The sequence below is a fragment of the Rhodococcus sp. 15-2388-1-1a genome, from assembly GCF_002259145.1.
In the GTDB taxonomy this organism is placed as follows: Bacteria; Actinomycetota; Actinomycetes; order Mycobacteriales; family Mycobacteriaceae; genus Rhodococcoides.
Window position 1 is genome coordinate 198,516 of record NZ_NPFP01000046.1, and the last position, 19,055, is coordinate 217,570.

At 63.9% G+C, this 19,055-nt stretch carries 19 protein-coding genes; 8 read left to right on the forward strand and 11 right to left on the reverse strand.

Annotation, left to right across the window (positions count from 1 at the left end):
* Positions 1–3 precede the first annotated feature (3 nt).
* The 5 genes from urtE to urtA form a co-directional block, all read right to left on the reverse strand.
* Positions 4–696 (reverse strand): urea ABC transporter ATP-binding subunit UrtE, encoded by a 693-nt coding sequence (gene urtE, locus CH302_RS25810; RefSeq protein ID WP_037186821.1) that lies wholly within the window; start codon positions 694–696, stop codon positions 4–6.
* Positions 689–1,519 (reverse strand): urea ABC transporter ATP-binding protein UrtD, encoded by an 831-nt coding sequence (gene urtD, locus CH302_RS25815; protein WP_037186823.1) that lies wholly within the window; start codon positions 1,517–1,519, stop codon positions 689–691. The genes urtE and urtD overlap by 8 nt, the downstream gene beginning before the upstream one ends.
* A complete protein-coding gene (gene urtC / locus CH302_RS25820; RefSeq protein WP_037186825.1) occupies positions 1,516–2,607 on the reverse strand; it encodes an urea ABC transporter permease subunit UrtC in 1,092 nt (363 codons plus the stop codon). The genes urtD and urtC overlap by 4 nt, the downstream gene beginning before the upstream one ends.
* The gene (gene urtB, locus CH302_RS25825; RefSeq protein ID WP_037186827.1) at positions 2,604–3,488 is read right to left on the reverse strand and encodes an urea ABC transporter permease subunit UrtB; all 885 of its coding nucleotides are present in this window, start codon (positions 3,486–3,488) and stop codon (positions 2,604–2,606) included. Before urtB ends, urtC begins: the two co-directional genes overlap by 4 nt.
* Before the next feature lie 72 nt (positions 3,489–3,560).
* Positions 3,561–4,838, reverse strand: coding sequence for an urea ABC transporter substrate-binding protein (gene urtA, locus CH302_RS25830; protein WP_037186830.1), 1,278 nt, complete (start codon positions 4,836–4,838; stop codon positions 3,561–3,563).
* A gap of 181 nt (positions 4,839–5,019) precedes the next feature.
* Here urtA and CH302_RS25835 point away from each other — a divergent pair, with 181 nt between their 5' ends.
* From CH302_RS25835 to CH302_RS25845, 3 genes are all read left to right on the forward strand, one after another.
* Positions 5,020–5,232 (forward strand): helix-turn-helix transcriptional regulator, encoded by a 213-nt coding sequence (locus tag CH302_RS25835; RefSeq protein WP_037186832.1) that lies wholly within the window; start codon positions 5,020–5,022, stop codon positions 5,230–5,232.
* Complete coding sequence (locus CH302_RS25840) at positions 5,229–5,747, forward strand: hypothetical protein (RefSeq protein WP_037186835.1); 519 nt, start codon at positions 5,229–5,231, stop codon at positions 5,745–5,747. Before CH302_RS25835 ends, CH302_RS25840 begins: the two co-directional genes overlap by 4 nt.
* 332 nt (positions 5,748–6,079) lie before the next feature.
* On the forward strand, positions 6,080–6,406 hold the full coding sequence (locus CH302_RS25845) for a hypothetical protein (RefSeq protein ID WP_141216732.1): 327 nt from the start codon (positions 6,080–6,082) through the stop codon (positions 6,404–6,406).
* A gap of 10 nt (positions 6,407–6,416) precedes the next feature.
* Here CH302_RS25845 and CH302_RS25850 read toward each other — a convergent pair whose 3' ends face one another.
* Positions 6,417–7,463, reverse strand: coding sequence for an agmatine deiminase family protein (locus tag CH302_RS25850; protein ID WP_037186838.1), 1,047 nt, complete (start codon positions 7,461–7,463; stop codon positions 6,417–6,419).
* A complete protein-coding gene (locus tag CH302_RS25855; RefSeq protein WP_037186841.1) occupies positions 7,460–8,446 on the reverse strand; it encodes a nitrilase-related carbon-nitrogen hydrolase in 987 nt (328 codons plus the stop codon). Before CH302_RS25855 ends, CH302_RS25850 begins: the two co-directional genes overlap by 4 nt.
* An 82-nt stretch (positions 8,447–8,528) precedes the next feature.
* On the opposite strand from CH302_RS25855, the gene CH302_RS25860 reads away from it, so the two are divergent.
* From CH302_RS25860 to CH302_RS25875, 5 genes are all read left to right on the forward strand, one after another.
* A complete protein-coding gene (locus CH302_RS25860) occupies positions 8,529–9,146 on the forward strand; it encodes a TetR/AcrR family transcriptional regulator C-terminal domain-containing protein (RefSeq protein ID WP_037186843.1) in 618 nt (205 codons plus the stop codon).
* 101 nt (positions 9,147–9,247) lie between these two features.
* Positions 9,248–9,412 (forward strand): hypothetical protein, encoded by a 165-nt coding sequence (locus CH302_RS30305; protein WP_155292868.1) that lies wholly within the window; start codon positions 9,248–9,250, stop codon positions 9,410–9,412.
* 247 nt (positions 9,413–9,659) lie between these two features.
* Entirely contained in the window at positions 9,660–10,898 is a 1,239-nt protein-coding gene (locus CH302_RS25865) for a DUF6461 domain-containing protein (RefSeq protein WP_082323518.1), read from the forward strand.
* A 295-nt stretch (positions 10,899–11,193) separates the two neighbouring features.
* Positions 11,194–12,405, forward strand: a complete 1,212-nt coding sequence (locus CH302_RS25870; protein WP_037186845.1) for an MFS transporter — start codon at positions 11,194–11,196, stop codon at positions 12,403–12,405.
* Positions 12,406–12,423: 18 nt separating this feature from the next.
* On the forward strand, positions 12,424–13,191 hold the full coding sequence (locus CH302_RS25875) for a MerR family transcriptional regulator (RefSeq protein WP_176460776.1): 768 nt from the start codon (positions 12,424–12,426) through the stop codon (positions 13,189–13,191).
* Between the two features lie 18 nt (positions 13,192–13,209).
* Here CH302_RS25875 and CH302_RS25880 read toward each other — a convergent pair whose 3' ends face one another.
* The 4 genes from CH302_RS25880 to CH302_RS25895 are packed head-to-tail and all read right to left on the reverse strand — an operon-like array spanning position 13,210 to position 19,024.
* Positions 13,210–14,727 (reverse strand): APC family permease, encoded by a 1,518-nt coding sequence (locus tag CH302_RS25880; RefSeq protein WP_037186847.1) that lies wholly within the window; start codon positions 14,725–14,727, stop codon positions 13,210–13,212.
* Entirely contained in the window at positions 14,720–15,607 is an 888-nt protein-coding gene (locus CH302_RS25885; RefSeq protein ID WP_037186849.1) for a universal stress protein, read from the reverse strand. The genes CH302_RS25880 and CH302_RS25885 overlap by 8 nt, the downstream gene beginning before the upstream one ends.
* A gap of 28 nt (positions 15,608–15,635) precedes the next feature.
* Positions 15,636–17,588, reverse strand: a complete 1,953-nt coding sequence (locus tag CH302_RS25890; RefSeq protein WP_037186852.1) for a primary-amine oxidase — start codon at positions 17,586–17,588, stop codon at positions 15,636–15,638.
* Positions 17,585–19,024, reverse strand: coding sequence for a gamma-aminobutyraldehyde dehydrogenase (locus tag CH302_RS25895; protein ID WP_037186854.1), 1,440 nt, complete (start codon positions 19,022–19,024; stop codon positions 17,585–17,587). The genes CH302_RS25890 and CH302_RS25895 overlap by 4 nt, the downstream gene beginning before the upstream one ends.
* Positions 19,025–19,055 lie beyond the last annotated feature (31 nt).

The window sequence follows — 19,055 nt, forward strand, 5'->3', positions numbered from 1 at the left end:
CGGTCAGATTGCCATGGCTGCGCGGACGTCCGCCTCGGACTCGGCTCCGCCCACGCCGGTGGACGTGATGCGGCCGGCCTCGAGGATGTAGTAGTTCTGTGCCGACTCGAGGGCGAAGCCGATGTGCTGTTCCACCAACAACACTCCGAGGCCTCCGCGTCGGGTGAGTTCGATGACGGTGCGTTCGATCTCGGCGACGACCGACGGCTGGATGCCCTCGGTCGGCTCGTCCAGGATCAACATCCGCGGTTCGGTGATCAGTGCCCGCGCGATCGCGAGCTGCTGGCGCTGACCGCCCGAGAGCAATCCCGCTCTGCGACCGAGCAATTCCTTCAACGCCGGAAAGAGATCGAGTGCCTCGTCGACGAGAGCTTTACCGCGCTTGCGGCCGTCGGCGACGACCTGCAGATTCTCGGCCGTGGTCAACTGGCCGAACGACTGTTGACCCTGGGGCACGTACGCGAGTCCGCGGGCGACGCGGGCGCTGGGACGCAACGCGCTCACGTCCTCACCGTCGAACATGACCTTGCCGGAATTGACCTTGAGCAATCCGACCGCTGCTCGCAGCAGAGTGGTCTTGCCCGCGCCGTTGTGTCCCATCACCGCGGCCACACCGTCGGCCGGAACCGTCAGCGACGCACCGTGAATCACCTCGCTGCGGCCGTAACCGGTACGCACATCGACCAGTTCAAGCATGACCGGCTCCTTCTTCTGCGATCTGTTCGAGTTCCTCGCCCGCCGCTGCGGTGCCGAGATAGACCTCTTGGACCTTCGGATCGGCCTGTACCTCGGCCACGGTGCCCTCGGCCAGAACGCGTCCGGCAGCCAACACCGTCACCGAGGTGGCGAACATGCGCATGAAGTCCATGTCGTGCTCCACCACCACTACGGTCCGCTCACCGCCGATGCGTTGCAGCAGCTGACCTGTCTCCTCGCGTTCCTCGTGACTCATTCCGGCGACCGGCTCGTCGAGTAGAAGCACATCGGCGTTCTGCACCAACAGCATTCCGATCTCGAGCCACTGCTTCTGACCGTGCGCGAGAATTCCCGCGGGTTTGTCACGCTCGGCCGTCAGACCGATGGTCTCGAGAGCCTCCTCGATGGCAGGCAGCACCGATCCGCGACGACGCAACATCGTCAGCACCGATCGTCCGGATCCGGCGGCGATGTCCAGGTTCTGCAGCACCGTCAGATTCTCGAAGATGCTGGCGGTCTGGAAGGTTCGGCCGATGCCGAGGCGGGCGATCTGATGCACCTTCTTGCCCAGCAGTTCCACTCCGGATTTGGTGACCGAGCCGGTCGCCGGGACGAGGCCGGTGATGGCGTCGATCAGCGTGGTCTTGCCGGCACCGTTGGGTCCGATGAGAAAGCGTAGATCGCCCTGCATCAGCGTCAGATCGACGTTGGTGTTGGCCTTGAAACCGTCGAAACTGACTGTCAGGTCGCGTACTTCGAGGTACTGACTCGACATGCCGGCGTTGCCGCCGAACGTGGGCTGCGGACCTTCGACATGGATCATCGCGTCAGTTCCTTCTCTGGCTCTTCGCTCGGTTCGGGAACCGGTTCGGATTCCTTCTTTCGTTTGCGCAGCGCGAACAGTCCCGCGATACCGGCGGGGAAGAACCCGACGACCACCACGAACAGCAGACCCTGCGCATACGTCCAGCCCGACGGGAACTGCTCGGACAGTGTGGTCTGGGCCCAGGCGACGCCGAGCGCGCCGAGGACCGGGCCGAGCAGGGTGGTGCGACCGCCGATCGCGACACCGATGAGGAACGCGATGGACGGGACGATGCCGACGTCGTTGGGGGAGATGATGCCGACGATCGGAACGAACAGTGCGCCCGCGAGACCCGCGAAGAACGCGGCGGCCACGTAGGCCACGATCTTGACGTTGGCGGGGTCGTACCCGAGGAACCGCACCCGCTCCTCCTGATCGCGCACCGCCACCAACAGCTCGCCGTAGCGCGAGTACATCAGCTGGCGGGTGATGGCGACGACGACGAGCAGTACGCCTGCGGCGATGAAGAACAGCATCTGCTTGTTCGCAGGGTCGTTGAGGTTGAACCCGAAGAACGTGCGGAACCTGTTGAGACCGTTTGATCCACCGGTGCTCTGCTGCCCGATGAGCAGAATGGCGAACGCGGCGGCGAGTGCCTGGCTGAGGATCGCGAAGTACGCGCCCTTGACTCGACGCTTGAACACGCCGAGACCGAGCACCAGTGCCACCAGGGCCGGCACGAACAGGATGCCCAGGATCGTGGTGATCGGCGAGGTGAACGGCACCCAGTACGAGGGCAGTTCGCGAATTCCGGCGATCGACATGAAGTCCGGTACGTCGTCACCACGCAGATCGGCGTCGGAGATCTTCAGGTGCATGGCCATGATGTAGGCACCGATGCCGAAGAAGACACCCTGCCCGAGGGTGAGCATTCCGCCACGCCCCCATGCCAATCCGATTCCGACGGCCACGATGGCGTAACAGATGAACTTGCCCAGCAGGTTCAGCCGGAAGTCGCTGAGGACGGCCGGAGCGACGGCGAACAACAGAATCGCGGCGAGCGCGAATCCCAGCAGAGCGCCGCGCTTGGCGATGAACTCGCTCATACCAGGCTCCTTGTCTTGACGGCGAACAAGCCCTGCGGGCGGGCCTGCAGGAAGATCACGATGAGCACGAACACGATGACTTTGGCGATCGACGCGGTGGTGCTGTACTCGATGAACGAGTTGAGGATTCCGAGTGCGAAGGCCGCGATGACCGCACCCTTGATCTGGCCGAGGCCGCCGACGACGACCACCAGGAAGGCGTCGATCAGATAGCTCTGTCCCACAGTGGAACTGGTGGAACCGATCAGGGTGAGCGCGACGCCTGCGACACCGGCGAGACCGGAGCCGAGGAAGAACGTCGAGATGTCGGTCCTGCGGCTCGAGATGCCCGAGGTCTCCGCGAGATCGCGGTTCTGGACCACCGCGCGGATGCGTCGACCCATCGCGGTCTTCTTCAATGCGATCGACAGCGCGACAACGGCGACGACCGCGAGGACGAGGATGAAGATTCTGGTCTTGGGCACCACGGCACCGAGGATGTCGACGCCACCGGTCAGCCATCCCGGGGACACGACGTTGACCGCCGGCGCTCCGAAGATGTCGCGAGCGAGCTGCTGCAGGATGAGTCCGACGCCGAACGTGACGAGCAGGGTGTCGAGTGGTCGGTGGTACATGCGCTGAATCAGCGTGACCTCCAACAACACTCCCATGGCACCACCGACGAGGAAGCCGACGATCAGAGAGATGAACAGTGATGCGCCGCCGGTGGAGACGATCTGCTGCACCACGTAGGCCGTGTACGAACCGGCCATGATGAACTCGCCGTGCGCCATGTTGATGACGCCCATCTGACCGAACGTCAGTGAGAGCCCGAGGGCGGCGAGGAGAAGAATGGATCCGATCGACAGGCCGGTGAACAACTGTCCGATCACGACGTCCATAGAGGAGCTCCTTCGGAGCATGTGAGTGGAACTTCGTAGCGGGCTACGAAGTTCCACTCACATGGGAGGTGGTCAGTTGAGGTCTGCGGCCCAGTCGTAGGTCTCGAGGAACGGGTCGGGTGCAATCGCTTCGGGCGACTCCCACACCGTGTAGATCAGTCCGTCGGCACGGATCTCACCGATGCGGGCGGTCTTGGAGATGTGGTGGTTGTCGCCGTCGATGACGACCTCGCCCTCGGGAGCGGCGAAGCTGACTCCGTCGGCCGCGGCCTGAACGTCCGCCACGGCAAAGGAATCGGCCTTCTCGACGGTGTTCTTCCACAGGTAGACCGAGGTGTAGGCGGCTTCCATGGGGTCCGAGGTGGGCTTGTCGGCACCGTACTTCGCCTTGTAGTCGGCGACGAACTTGGTGTTCTCGGGGCTGTCGACGGTCTGGTAGTAGTTCCAGGCGGTCAGCTGGCCCTCGATGTTGGCCGCACCGATGCCGGCGACTTCCTCTTCGGCGATGGAGACCGAGATGACCGGCATGTCAGCAGCTTTGAGGCCGGCGTTGGTGTACTCGCGGAAGAACGCGACGTTCGAGTCGCCGTTGAGGGTGTTGAACACCGCGTCTGCGTCGGCCGAGCGAACCTTGTTGACGATGGTGGAGAAGTCCGTCGATCCGAGCGGGGTGTAATCCTCGCCCTTGATCTCGATGCCGTTCGCGGCGGCGTAGGCCTTGATCTCACGGTTGGCGGTCTGCGGGAAGACGTAGTCGCTACCGACGAGGTACAGCGACTTGACGCCCTGTTCCTTGAGGTAGTCCAGGGCCGGGATGATCTGCTGGTTGGTGGTGGCACCGGTGTAGAAGATGTTGTCCGACGCCTCGAGTCCCTCGTACTGCACGGGGTAGTAGAGGAGAGCGTCGTTGTCCTCGAACACGGGCAGCATGGCCTTTCGGCTCGACGAGGTCCATCCGCCGAATACCGCTGCGACACAGTCGCTGCTGATCAGCTTCTCGGCCTTCTCGGCGAACACCGTCGGCTCCGACGCGCCGTCCTCGGCGACGACCTCGATCTGCTTGCCGTTGACTCCGCCCGCTGCGTTGATCTGCTCGACGGCCAGTGCGATCGAATCACGCACCGTCACTTCGCTGATCGCCATGGTGCCGGACAGGGAGTTGAGCGAGCCGACCTTGATGGTGTCACCGGAGGTGTCGACACACGAGGTAGCAGAACCGCCGCCGCCATCGGCGGAGGTGGTGTCGCTCGCCTTGCTTCCGCACGCGGTGGCTACCAGGCTCAATGCAGCCAGCGCTGCGGGAACGACCATGACGCGCTTGAAGGACATGCGCTTCGAGACAGCAGGCATCTACGGCCCTTTCGGAGGTTTTGTATACGGAGTTGTATTCGCGATTGCGAACAGTAAAGGGAAGTTATTGCGTCGGTATGTTCTGCGGTCACGAGTCTGTTTCCCGCGTTACGCGGACGTAAATGCCGTGAGATGACAACTCCTCTTGACATTTTATGACAAGCAGAGTTGACTTTTGGGTATGCCCGGAACGAACAACGTTCGCGCGCATCGCAAATTGGCACGCATCACCCAGGCCGAACTCGGCAGCATCTGTGGGGTGAGTCGTCAGAGCATCGTCTCCGTCGAAGGCGGCGACTATGCGCCGAGCGTCTACCTGGCGCTGCGATTGGCCCGCGCACTCGATACGACGGTGGAAACACTGTTCGGAAACGAAGGAGAGGCAGAATCATGAGCGCATTCGTCAGAGCAGCCCGATTCGTCGGCGACCTCGACGACGAGTTCTACGCCGACGAACTCCAACGCGACGCTTGGAACGAGGCCTCGGCTGTCGGCTTTCAGTCACTGCTGTGGATCGGGTTGATCGCCGGTGCGATCCTGCCCTTCACGGCAGGCGTCACCGGAGCGTGGGTGGCGCTGGGCCTGTTCTTCGCGCTGAACACCGTGTCCTTCGTGGTGTTGGGATACGCCAAAGTGCGGGGGGTCGATATGTACGCCTCACAGAAGCTTGGACGCGCACGGATAGCATTCGCCGGACTGCTCTTCTTTCTCAGTGGCGCGGGGGCGGCGCTTCGCCTCCTGGCCCATTACGGCGGCAATCTGCAGTCCTTGTGGATCGGGGCGGCGATCGGTGCGCCGATCGGGCTTGCGGCCGGGGTGGTGGGCATCAGAAACCGACGACGGCGGGTACGCAACGCCGAGCTCGCCGCCGAGAAGGCCGAACTGCAGGGGTTCGAGGAGACGGACTGATTCTGGCGCCGCGAATCAGCAGCGCGGAGTTTTACAGGGTGCAAAGATACGTAAAGATATCGGTTCGAACGGTCTGCTCGCAGATCCGCGGTACGGGAGGTATGTTCTGACCGATGACATCGAGATTCCCTGGATGTTTGCGGCTGTGGGTGGGCTGGTCGGAGGCGGGTTCGTAACGCGGACGGTTGCGCCCCCGATGTAAAGGAAGGCTCGGGTCGAGGCCGATGACGATGTGTGAAACCAATCCGTCTTCCATCGCGCCACGAACCAATAACGAGACCACGTCGGACGTTCACCTTCGGGTGGAGCACGCTAACAGGGAAGTCGAGGCCGTGCGCAGAGACAAGAGTTACCTCAGACTCGTCGGATCGAGCACGCCGCAGCCCACGATCGAGGCTCTCGGCGGACCGAAGACCATCACGGTTCACGTGGACAACGTCCTGCCGGGGCAGATGTGCGAAGTGCTGCACAACGGGATGCTGTCGTTGAGTCGGCGTGTGGTCGTGGACGAGAACGCCACCAGCATCACCATCACCACGTTCAACCTCAAGCAGGGTGAATACAACGTCTCACTGCGTCTCGACGGACGCCTGGACTGCGTGACCGAGGCGCACACCGTCACCGTCGGCGAGCAGCTCGAGGTTCGTCGCAGCTCGTAGGACCCGACTGTCAGCCGAGCTTTCTCGCCGAAGGCTGGTGCTGGGTGATGCAGTGGATCCCGCCGCCTCGCTCGAACAGTGGCCTCGCGTCCACGGTCACCACCTCTCGGCCCGGGTACGCGTCGCGCAGGATCGCTGCCGCGTCGGCGTCGGACGGGTCGTCGTAACTGCAGGCGATCACGCCGCCGTTGACGACCAGATGATTGATGTAGCTGTAGTCGACGAAGCCGTCGGCATCACGCAGTGTCCGCGGAGCCGGCACCTCGACGATGTTCCAGTCCTCACCCGAGCCGTCGTGGGTGGCACGCAAGGTGTCGACGATCAGTGAACTGACCTCGTGGTCGGGGTGAGCCCGGTCGTGTTGCCGATGCACCAGCACTGTTCCCGGCGACGGAATGGCCGCGACGATGTCGACGTGTCCGCGGGTACCGAAACGCATGGAATCGCGCGTCAGTCCGCGCGGCAGCCAGATGACGTGCTGCGCACCGATGGTCCGTGCCAGTTCCGCTTCGATGTCGGCTTTCGACAGTCCGGGGTTGCGGCCCGGGTCGAGCTGCACGGTCTCGGTCACCAATACCGTGCCCGTGCCGTCGACCGCGATGCCGCCGCCCTCGTTCACTATCGGCGACGTGATGCGCTGCACTGCAGCCTGATTCGCGACGAATTCGCCGATACGGCTGTCCTTGTCCCACTGCGCCCAGTCCTGTGCACCCCAGCCGTTGAAGATCCAATCGATGGCGGCGACCGAACCGTCCTGTGCATGAACGAATGTCGGACCGATATCGCGCATCCAGGCGTCGTTCAACGGTGCTTCGACGATGTCGATGTCGCGCGAGAGGTAGGTCGATGCCACGGCGCGTTCGGCGGGGTCGACGACGACGGTCACCGGCTCGAACGCGGCGACAGCGTGCGCCACGGCCGCCCACGTGGAGCGGGCCTCGTGCTTCGCCTCCGGGTCGGATCCGAGGGAGTAGCCCTCGCACGGGAACGCCATCCACACCTTGTCCTGCGGAGCGGTCTCGGACGGCATGGTGAACGTCGTTGCAGTGGTTGTCATTTGATCACCGGAGTCGCGGGGTGTCCGTCACCGTACGGGGCGTCGGTGTTCACCGGTTCGGTGAGGCGACCGTAGGTGTCGGGTCTGCGTGTCAACAGGAATGGGAAGAGCTCCAACCATTCTCGACGCTGATCGAGGTCGAGATCCGCGACGAGGACGGCCGATTCGTCTCTGGGTGCCTGAACCAGGATGCGGCCGAACGGATCGGAGATGAACGACGAGCCGTAGAAGGTGATCTCGCCTTCGTCGCCGCAGCGATTGGGCACCACCATGAACAGGCCGCTCGAGATGCCATGGCCGACGATGACGTGTTGCCACAGCGGTTGGGTGTCGAAAGCCGGGAACGACGGCTCGGACCCGATGGCCGTCGGATACGCGAGAATCTCTGCGCCGCCCAGCGCGTAACTGCGCGCGACCTCGGGGAACCACTCGTCCCAGCAGGTGGGCAGGCCTACTCGGGCACCGCCGAGTTCGGCCGGGGAGTACACGGGATACGGGTCCTCGGCCGGTCCGGCCCTGAAGTAGGTGTCCTCGTAATAGCCGGCCGAGATGGGGATGTGCAGCTTTCTGGTTCTCGCCAGCAGTTCGCCTGTCGGTGAGACCATGATGGCGGTGTTGTACCCCAATCCGTCTGCTGCCTCGGACTTCTCGTACAGCGAGGCATGGACCACGATGCCGTTCGCGGTTGCGGCCTCGGCGGCGAGCGTGAACGTGGGCCCGGTCAGCAACTCCTCGGCTTCGCTACCGGGGTTGGCCCCGGCCCGGGTGTCGGCGGGGTAGCGCAACAGGGTGATCTCGGGCAGGAAGACGACCTTCGCTCCGAGGTCCGCGGCTGTGGAGATGGCCTCGAGCAGTTCGGCTTTCAGTGCCGCGGCATCGGGGTTCCAGCGATGCTGCACCAGTCCGACGCGGAGCGGCGCGCGATCGGTCGGAGTGGTGCGGGTCAGGGCCTCGGGGGCGGCGAGATTGGTGAGTGTCAGCATGCTGATCTCCTGTTAAAACGAATGTGATTCGTTAAGTATCGTGGATGTCTGCCTCGAACGCAACAGATACGGGAGAAATGCTGTGGGACGACCGTCGGCACCCCTGCTCGACCTCGATCGCATCACGACGGCGGCCTTGACTCTCGTCGAAGAGTCGGGTGGATTCACCATGCCTCAGCTGGCCAAGAAGCTGAAAGTGAGTCCGTCCTCGCTCTACAACCACGTGTCCGGACGCGACGAGATCATCGAGTTGCTGCGGGGTCGGGCGATGTCCGAGGTGGAGATGCCGGAGGTCGGTGTGCCGTGGCGTGAGGCGCTCGCCTGGATCGCGCGCGGCTATCGAAACAGCTATGGACGCTACCCGCGGCTGATTCCACTGCTGACGGCTCAGGCCGTGAACAGCAGTGCTGCGTTCGGGATGTACAACACGCTGGCGCGGGTGCTGACAGACGCCGGCTTCGCGCCCGCAGACGTGCTCCGCATCATCACTGTGCTCGACAGTTACGTGTTGGGTTCGGCGTTGGATCTGGCCGCTCCCGAGGCACCGTGGCTCAGTAGCCGCGACGTGGAACCGGAACTGAGAGCCGCACTGGACACCGCGGGAGATCTGCGCGAGCGATCCGAGGATGCCTTCGAGTACGGGCTCCGAGCGCTGCTGGCCGGATTCGATCCCGGGCACCCGGACATGCTCGACGGCTGACTCTCTGGAAGTAACTGCAGCTCAGCTGGATTCAGCTGTCGTACTCGAGTGCGTCCATCTTCTTCGCAACTGCAGTCATGTGCGCGGGCTAGCCTGAAGCTGTGAGCTCTCTTCTGGCCGAAGCTGGTTTCAGTGAGTGCGTGAACGCTGGCGTCTGCGACGCTGGATTTGACGCATTCTTCGTGAAGATGGGTATCGGTTTGCTTCTGGTGTTGCTGTGTTCGGTCTTGCTGCCAATGTGTCTGCTGCTGCCGGGCCCCCTCTGAACGCGCGGCGTACGGCGATTTCGATTCTGGCAGCTTGGCTTTTGCCGATCATCGGTTCGGCGTTCTTCTACTGCAGAGAGGATGCTCGTCAGCACAACTGGCCTTAGTCGGGAACGAGCAGCAGAGGTCGCCGGTGGTGGTGCGCGGTGCGGGGGAGCTCGAGTGCTTCAATCTTGTTCGCAACTCCGTGGGCGTTCGTGTCGGTCGCAAGCCGAGTGTGGCGGGGTGGTTCTGCAATGCTGGATTGATGGCGACTACGTACCGGGACTACCTGTGGTTCAGAGACGAAGAATTCGGCGGATGGCGATCCAACGGACATGTCGTGAGCTTGATCCGTGATGCCACCGCCGTCGGTGTTCTGGATGCATTGGGCGCCGTCGGTAGGCGGCGCACCGGTGTGGGCTATGCCGGCTTCAATCAACGGTCGATGGAGTTCGAGAGGCTGGGGCTGGTCCGACCGGACTCGAGCGCGGATCAGACCGTGCAGACCGTGGGCGTTGCCGACATCGGGAAGGGGTGGGTGCTGTTGATCCAGCAGAACAGTGACTACCTCGGCGTCGATGACAAGCTTTTCGGCCCCGTGACCAAGCACCACGAGGTGGTCAGCCATTTCAGCAACGTCAACGCCCTCTCGCGGTTCATGTGGTGGCGTGATGGGCAGCGCAAGGTCTCGTTCGAGCCGATGATCCCCACGGGGGACCTCGAGCGCGCTCAGGCCGCCTCACCCGCCGAAGCTGCGACCGTGTTGGCACTGATCACCGAAGTCGGTGGCATCGATCTCGACGACTATCACGGAACCAGGACCGAGTTCTTCCACATCGAGGGATCCTTTGCCCTCGCTGAACGACTCACCGGGGTCGAAGTGAGCAAAGAACTACTCCGGTCCGCCGTGTTCACCGTCGCAATGGTGCCTACCACCGCCGAACCGGAGGACCCACACGCTCACGAACTGCCCCCACGAACCCCGCTCCTCGGGAACCATGCAACCTGGGGTGAGGTACATCAGCTCTACCGATCCACGGCCGAAGCGACTGTTCACGCAACGATGGTGCTCTCCGAAACCCAAGGCCGTGCCAAGGAACGCCACGAAGTCGAGTTCTGGTACTCGCCCTTCGACGGCACACGCCAAATCGACGCCCACGGACTGCTATCGGTCGTCAGCCACGTCGACCACTGGCACCGCGGCCCCTTCAACCCCATCACCTGGCCCGAGGGCCTCCTGGCCATACACCGTCGCTGGGAGCCGGAGACACCGTTTCACGTCGTCATCGACCCCACCAGTCAGGCGACGCCCACCGAGGTCAGCGGCAAACGAGCGTGGGAGTTTGTTTTCCCGCCCGGGTTCTGGGGCGGGCCACTCACGGTCGCTTTCGACGCCCGCACCGGCGTCCCTCTACGCGCTGAAAGCACCTATCGCACCGAAGAACTCAGCAATGTGGTGCTCGACGAATCATTCAGCAACGACCTGTTCGTTGTTCCCGACTGACACAACGACCACCCGCACAACGGAAGTCGCCACCGCTGGTTGGATTGGTCGCTCCCGCGCAACATCCGAGTAGACGTGCGTTCCGTCCGGGCTGCCGAAGCCATACCGGAGCAGTCGACCCATCCCCGCAGGCGAGGGTGGAAAGAAGATAACGGGGCCGCCCGCGTTCCGAATCAGGAAGTGCCGAGCAGTTGCATACTCCGGCAGTTCGAGACGCTGGCACACTGCATTCGGAGGGCTGCGTCGGGCAGGTTTATCTTGACCTTGACGCAGCGTCAATGCCGATCATCGAGTCATGAATCGCATCCGTCTTGCTGTCCCGCTGTACATCGGTGGCGCTTCGTTGTCGCTGTTCGGCAACTCGGCCATCACGATCGTCCTGCCCTGGTTGGTGCTGGCCACGACCGGCAGCCTGTCGTCGGCAGGCCTGATCGCTGCGGCCGCGGGCATAGCTGCGGTACCGGCAACGTTCGCCGGTGGTCGGCTGGTCGACCGATTCGGGGCACGCAACGTGGCCGTCGTCTCCGATCTCGGCAGCGCCACAGCGGTACTCGGCCTGATCGTGGTGAGTTCGACGGTGGGGTTGTCGGTGCCGTGGTTCGTGGTGCTGGGAGTTGCGGGCGCTGTCTTCGACGTTCCGGGGATGACGGCTCGTCAGGCGATGCTCGCCGACGTCGCGTCGATCTCGGGAACGTCGGTCACGACGGTGGCCGGGTTCTTTCAGACGGGATTCTCGCTGGCGTTCCTGGCCGGACCGGCTCTGGCGGGCCTGCTGTTGAGCGTGCTGGATCCGATCGACGTCGTTGCCGCCACCGCCGCCTCGTCGGCGGCCGCTGCGGTGCTGACTGCGTTGGTTCCGGTCATGGGGCAGGCGTTCACGACCGGTACGGCCGGCTCCGGGAGTGCGCTGGACCTGATCCGTGCCACGCCCGCGTTGCGAGCGATGCTGATTTTCGCATTCCTCGCGAGCCTGGTGACCCCGCCGATGATCGGTCTGCTGCTGCCCGGCCACTTCAACGCGATCGGCGAACCCGGGCAGCTGGGTTTGGCGATGTCGGCGTTCGCAGTCGGTGCTCTGGCGGGATCGGCCCTGTTCGTCGTGTTGGCCGCCAGATCACGACGGGCCACATTCGTGACGGGAATGGCAGCGATGACGGCCGGTATCTGGCTGTTCGCGCAGCTGCACGGGTTCTGGATCGTCGCGGCGGGGATGCTCGTGATGGGTCTCGGATCCGGGCTGTTCGGTCCGATCTGGAACGTCTACGTGGCCGAACAGGTCCCCGCAGACGTCCGGGGTCGTGTCCTCGGCTGGCTGAACATGGGCGGGCTCGTGGCCGGTCCGATGGGGTTGGGGCTGATGTCGGTGGTGCTCGTCGGCGGAGATCTCGGTCTCGGAGCCGTCGTCATGGGAGTCGGTTGGACAGCTGTCGCCGCCTACGCAGTTCTGAGTCCGGGTGCGCGCGAGCTGACCGAACCGCCGCCGCACTCTGCCCGGGTGGACGGTTGATCGGCCAGAATGGTCGCCATGCTGCGCATCGGTGAGCTGGCAACCTACGTGGGAGTGACGACCCGAACCGTGCGGTTCTACCACCAGCAGGGCCTGTTGGACGAGCCGCAGCGCAACACATCGGGCTACCGCCTCTACGACGGGGAGGCCGTCCTGCGGCTCTCACGCGTCGTCGCTCTTGCCTCGGCCGGTGTGCCGTTGGCCCGCGTCCACGAGCTACTCGACGCCTCGCAGGAATCACTCGACCTCGCCTTGGCCGAGATCGACGCGGACCTGAGCGAGAGAATCGAACGTCTGGAGAAGGATCGCGACAGACTCAGGCGCTTGCGTGCCGGTGACGCGCTGGTCCTTCCCGATGTGATCGTCGGCCTGATCGAGCACCTGCGCGAAGCGGACATCGACTCCGAGGTCGTCGATCACTATCGCGATGCCTGGGTGCTGACGTATGCCGTCTACCGGTCCAGGCTCGATCCCTGGCTGGAGGAGTTCGGCGGCGTCATGCTTATGGACCCGGGCTATCTGGCACTCATGGTGCGTTCCTTTCGAGCTGCCGAGCTCGAACCCGAGGACCCACAGATCCAGCAGCTCGCGGACGACACGGTCGAGTGGATGGTGAACGCCTGGGACAGTGACGCCCTCGAAAGATCGTTCGAGCGAGGTCTCGACGACCCGACAGCCAACTCGCTGCTCGCGGCACAGTGGGCCGACCGGCCCGCCTGGGTGCGCGTCACCGAGCTGATCGTGCAAGGTCTGCAGGAGCGCGGCATCGAGCACTCCCGTCCCTGACGAAGGCCAGGGAGAGCGTCAGTCCTCGACGATCAGCGACGGAGTATCACGGCGGAGAATGTCGCCCTTGAAGAACTCCGGCTTGCGCAGTGCTACCACCGCCATGATGACCATGCCGAGAACGATGATGCCGACGCCGATGAGGAACACCATGCCGATACCGAACAGCGATGAGCCGCTGCCGAATTCGGGATCCCAGGCATCGACCGAGGTCTGCACGAACACCACGGCCATGCCGACGCCACCGAGTAGCGGGGCGAGGAATTTGAAGAAGAAGTTGCGGGTGCTGGTGAACAACTCTTCACGGAAATACCAGACACAGGCGAATGCAGTGATGCCGTAGTAGAAGCAGATCATCAGGCCGAGCGCGGCGATCGTGTCGGTGAGAACGTTGTCGCTCACCACGCGCATCACGGCGTAGAAGCCGGCCGATGCCCCGCCTGCAACGAGCGTCGCGAAGCCCGGTGTGCTGAATCGCGGTGTGATGGAGGCGAACCGCTTCGGTAGGGCCTGGTAGTGACCCATCGCGAGCAACGTGCGGGCCGGCGAGATGAACGTGGCCTGCAGTGAACTGGCGGAGCTGCTCAACACGGCCAGGGACAGCAGGATCGCGAACGGACCCATCACCGGCCCGGCGAGGGCGGCGAACACGTTGTCGGTGGTGTCGGGATTCTGCAGTCCGTTTCCGGTGTCGCCGGTGCCGGCGAAGAGCAGGGTGGCCACTGCGGTGAGCAAGTACAGAACGATGATGAAGAACACCGTGACCAGCGCTGCGCGGCCGGGAATCTTTGCGCTGCCCGAGGTTTCCTCGTTGACCGTCAGACAGACGTCCCAACCCCAGTACATGAAGATCGACAGGGACAGGCCCGCGGTGAACGCGGAGAAGCTCGGGATGCCGAACGGGTCGAACCAGTCCAGGCTGAACGAGATGTCCTCGGCCCCGTCGCCCGCACCGACCTTGACGAACGCGGCCACGATGAACCACGCCATCACCAGCAGCTGGAAGCCGAGCATCGTGTACTGGACACGCTTGGTCTCCTGCATTCCGCGGTAGCAGAGCCACGCTGCCAACGCCATGAACACCAGGCACGTGACGATGTTGACGAGCTTGTTGCCGGTCAGGTCGGCCAAGGAGTCGTTGCTGGTGACCTGGGCGAGAAAGAGATAGAAGAAGTCGACGGCCACTCCGGCCAGGTTCGAGAGCACGATGATGGTTGCCGCGATCAGGCCCCACCCGCCCATCCAGCCGACGTACGGTCCGAAGGCCTTCGACGCCCACGTGAACGACGTGCCGCTGTCGGGTTCGGCTGCGTTGAGCTCTCGATAGCCCAACGCCACCAACAACATCGGGATGAAGCCGACGATGAAGATCGCGGGCAGATGGACCCCGACCTCGGTGACCGTCGGCCCGAGCGACGCGGTGAGCGCGTACGCGGGTGCAATGGTCGAGATGCCCAGGACCACACTTGCGAGCAACCCGAGCTGGCCGGCGGACAGGCCCTTGGACTCGACGTCCACTACCTTGTGCTCATTCATCGCCGGCCTCTCTCGGAACAACGATCATCGGAACGGGAACGACCCGAAGCATCTTGGCGGCAACCGATCCCAGGAAGAGACGGTGAGGCTGGGCGAGTCGAGACGACCCCACCATCAACACATCGCCGTCGTGCCAGTCGAGCGAAGAAGCGGCCTTCTCGATGCCGGAGCCCTCCGCCACCTTCAACTGCACGTCCGATCCCGCGGGCAATTCCGCTTGCACGGTGCGCAGCACCTCCTCGGCCTTGGCGAGACCGCCCTGTCCCTGCGCCGATTGCTCGTCCGCGGAAACGAGGGAGAGCAGGCGCAACGGCAACTCTGCGGTGACGGACAGGTCGGTGGCTGCCTCGATCAGTTCTGCTGCCCCCGGCCTGTTTCCGATGGCGCAGGTGATCTCCCTGATGCGCTGCGGCGGAGAATGCCGATACCCCCGCGGAGCCAGCGCGAGCGGCACATGCGCCACGTGCAGCAGATCGCTGGTGACGGTACCGATCGAATGGCGTCCGAGCAGACCGTCGCCGGCCGCACCGACGACGATCATGTACGCATCGGACTCGTCGTCGCCCTCGGTCGTTCCGCAGGCTCCACTCCTGGCCGCGTCGAGCAGACCCTGCGCGAAGGACTCGTCGAACAACAGGTGTGCGCGTGCCTGCACATCCTCGGGTACCAGCGTGAGTGCCTCGTCGAGCCAGCCGGTGGCCCGATCGATCAGTATGTCGTCGTACGCGGCCTCGACCGGCGCCTTGGACGGCACCGGACGCTCCTGCGGCAGCACCAGGCAGATGTCCAGCGATGCCTGCAGCGAACGCGCGAGCGTTGCGCCCAGGGCGATTCCGTCCGCTCCACTCGGTGTTGCCTGGTACCCCACGATCAGACGCATGGGCGGACCTTCCCTGAGGTTGGGCGAGCTAATGACAGGTGCTACCGGGATCGGTGTGGCACGACTTCGGCTCCGACGGTGCGACGTCGAGCGAGGGATTGCGATCGAAGAACCCGAACGGCTTGAGCCAGAACGAGACCGTGTCCGCGGGCATCACCGGCCAGTCCTCCGGCCGAGTGATGTGGTGGATGCCGAAGGTGTACCAGACGACGACATCGGTGTTCTCGATGCTGCGATCCTTTTCGGTCCACTCCGGAAGCCCGTGATCGACGCCGCTCTGGTTGACGAACTCGCCGCTGGGCCAACGCTCGTCGGGTGAGTTCGGGGTGACCCAGACGGTGTGCCCGATCACCTGGGCGCGCTGGAAGATCGGCGACGCGGGATCGAACATCGACGGGATCGCCGCTCCCGGAACCAACTTGTACGCGGGCCGGGTGCCGAGGCCGTTGGTGACGTTGTCGTTGACGACCTTCCACGCCTTCTGGGTGTTCCAGTCGTAATCCTGCTTGCCCTCGGACTCGGTGGTCAGGGGAGTGTTGACCTGAGTCAGAGCGAGGCCGTAGGGATTGTCCGGGCCCATCGGAACGCGTTGCGTCTCACTGGCATAGACGGTGTTCTGGGTGCCGTCGACATCCAGATCGAGCCGGGCGACCAAGAAGTGCTGGTGATAGGGCGCGTAGGTCCGCTTGTCTACCAGCGTGCCCGACGGGTGCGTGCCGCCTTCGTCGAAGTGGGTGACCACCATGATGCCCGTCGCGCGAACCTCGCACTCGATGTTGCCGTCCTGATAGAACCGCCAGTAGACGAGGTACTCGTAGTTGGCGACCGTGGCATGGAAGCTGACCGTGAGGCGACGCATCCGTCGGACTTCGGCCCCGGCGTCGTGATCGACGTGCTTCCACAGCACGGCGTTGTCTTCCTCGTGGATGCAGATCGCGTTGGTGATCGTGTACGGCTCACCCTTGCTGTTGTGCAGCACCGCATCGAGGTAGCGGATCTCGCCGAGGCAGTCGCACCCGAGCTCGAGCGACGTGGTCATGAAACCGAGACCCCACTCGCCGATGTCGAACGCGGTGCGTCGATAGTGATCCTCGGTGTGATCGCGATAGGGAACGACCATCTCCGCGAACGACATTCGATTGGCGACGGACCGCACGTTCCCGTTGTCGTTGTAGCTGACGGCATGCAGTGTCATGCCCTCGCGATAGTTGAATCCCACCCGCAGCGACCAGTTCTGCCACGTCAACTTGTTGCCGTCGAGGTCGAACGAGGGCCCGTCGGATTGAGTGATCTCGAGGCGCTTCAAGGGCGGGCGTGTGCTGGCGTTCCTGATTCGCTCCGGGATATGGCGAGGGACGTACTCGCCCATGATCTCCGGCCGCTCGACGCGATACGTGTCCTCGATCTCGAGCAATTCCATCGTGTTCACGTCGATCACGCAGTGGAATCCGCCCACCGGTCCGGCGTAGGGATTGGCACCCTCCGCAGCCTTGACCCACGTGTCGGACCAGCCGAGGCGTCGACCCTTGTACTTCTCGGGTGTCACCGCCTCGCCGTAGGTCCAGGTGTCCATGAACACCAGATCCAGATCGGTGATACCTCGATCGGCAAGGGCAGCAATCACATCGGGGTGGGCACGCAAGGCCGCATCGGCCTCCTCCCACTCGTCGACGGTGAAGTTGGGCTGCACGTCCGGGATGTTCGTCCACGATTCGGTGGTGCGATCGTCCAGTGACACGACGGCCTTGAAGGTGCTGTTCTCGGCGCGGTTCAACACCACCGAAACTGCTCGACGGGCAGGTACGGTGCCGGCCTCGTCGAACGCGGCGATCTCGGGCTTGGACGGTTCGATCAACTCGATGGAGGCATAGCGCCAGCCGTCGCCGACGCCGTGATCGCGGCCGAGAACCTCGGCCAAGGTGGCGAATTCGTCGCTGGACAGGGGATCGAGTGGGTGGAAGGTGCTCTGCGGTGAGGTCATGCGATGGTCTCCGTCGAGCTCATGACGTGCTTGATGCGGGTGTAGTCCTCGACGCCGTACGCCGAGAGATCCTTGCCGTAACCGGAGTACTTGAATCCTCCGTGCGGCATTTCCGCCACCAACGGGATATGGCAGTTGACCCAGACGGCACCGAAGTCCAGAGCTGCCGAGATACGCAGTGTGCGAGCATGATCGGAGGTCCAGACGCTCGACGCGAGACCGAAGTCGACGTCGTTGGCCAGTGCGATCGCCTCGGCCTCGTCGGTGAACTTCTGCACCGTGAGCACCGGGCCGAATGTCTCTTCCTGCACGATGGGGTCGGACTGCTGCACGCCCGTGATGATCGTGGGCTCGAAGAAGAAACCCTTGTCGCCGATGCGCTTACCACCGGTGACGATCGTGGCATGCGCGCCGATGCCGTCGACCTTGGCGCTCACCTGACCGAAGTGGTTGATGTTGTTCAGTGGGCCCAGGAAGGTATCGGGGTCGTCGGGGAGGCCGACCTTCAGTGTCTTCGCCTTGGCGACAAGCGCTTCGACGAGAGTGTCGTGCACGGACTCGTGGACCAGGACGCGGGTGACGGCCGTGCAGTCCTGGCCGGCATTGAAGAACGCGGCCTCGGCGATGCCGTCTGCAGCCTTGCTGATGTCGACGTCGTCGAACACGATTGCCGGAGCCTTGCCGCCGAGTTCCAGATGCGCGCGCTTGAGCTGCTTGGCGGCGGCCACGGCCACTGCGATGCCGGCGCGGACGGATCCGGTGATCGACACCAGGCCGGGAGTCTTGTGCTCGACGATCGCGGCACCGGTGCCGCCGTTGCCGAGGACGACGTTGAGCACGCCGTCCGGAACGATGCCCTTGGACAGCTTCGCGAGCACCAACGTGCTCTCGGGAGTGGTGTCACTGGGCTTGAGGACGATGGTGTTGCCGGCGGCCAGCGCGGGACCGATCTTCCAGATCGCCATCATGAACGGGTAGTTCCACGGGGTCACCTGGCCGACGACACCGATCGGTTCGCGTCGAACATAGGAGGTGAAGCCGTCCATGTACTCGCCGGCCGACTTGCCCTCGAGCATCCGGGCCGCGCCCGCGAAGAAGCGAATCTGATCTGCACCGACGGTGACTTCCTCGGCGGCGATGGTGGCCTTGGGCTGGCCGGTGTTGCGGCTCTGCGCTTCGACGATCTCGTCGCTGTGCGCCTCGATGGCGTCGGCGAGCTTCAGCAACACCTTCTGCCGTTCGCCCGGCGTCGTCTTGCCCCAGGTCTCGAATGCGCTGGCAGCGGCCGACATCGCGGCCTCTACATCGGCGGCGTCGGAAATGGGGGAGTGGGCGACGATCGACTCGTCCACCGGGCTGATCACATCGAGCATCTCGGTGCCCGAGGGCGTCACGAATGCCCCGTCGATGTAGTTCTGCAGGACAGGCACCGTCATCACTGAACCCCTAGCGTCGACTGTTTCGGTT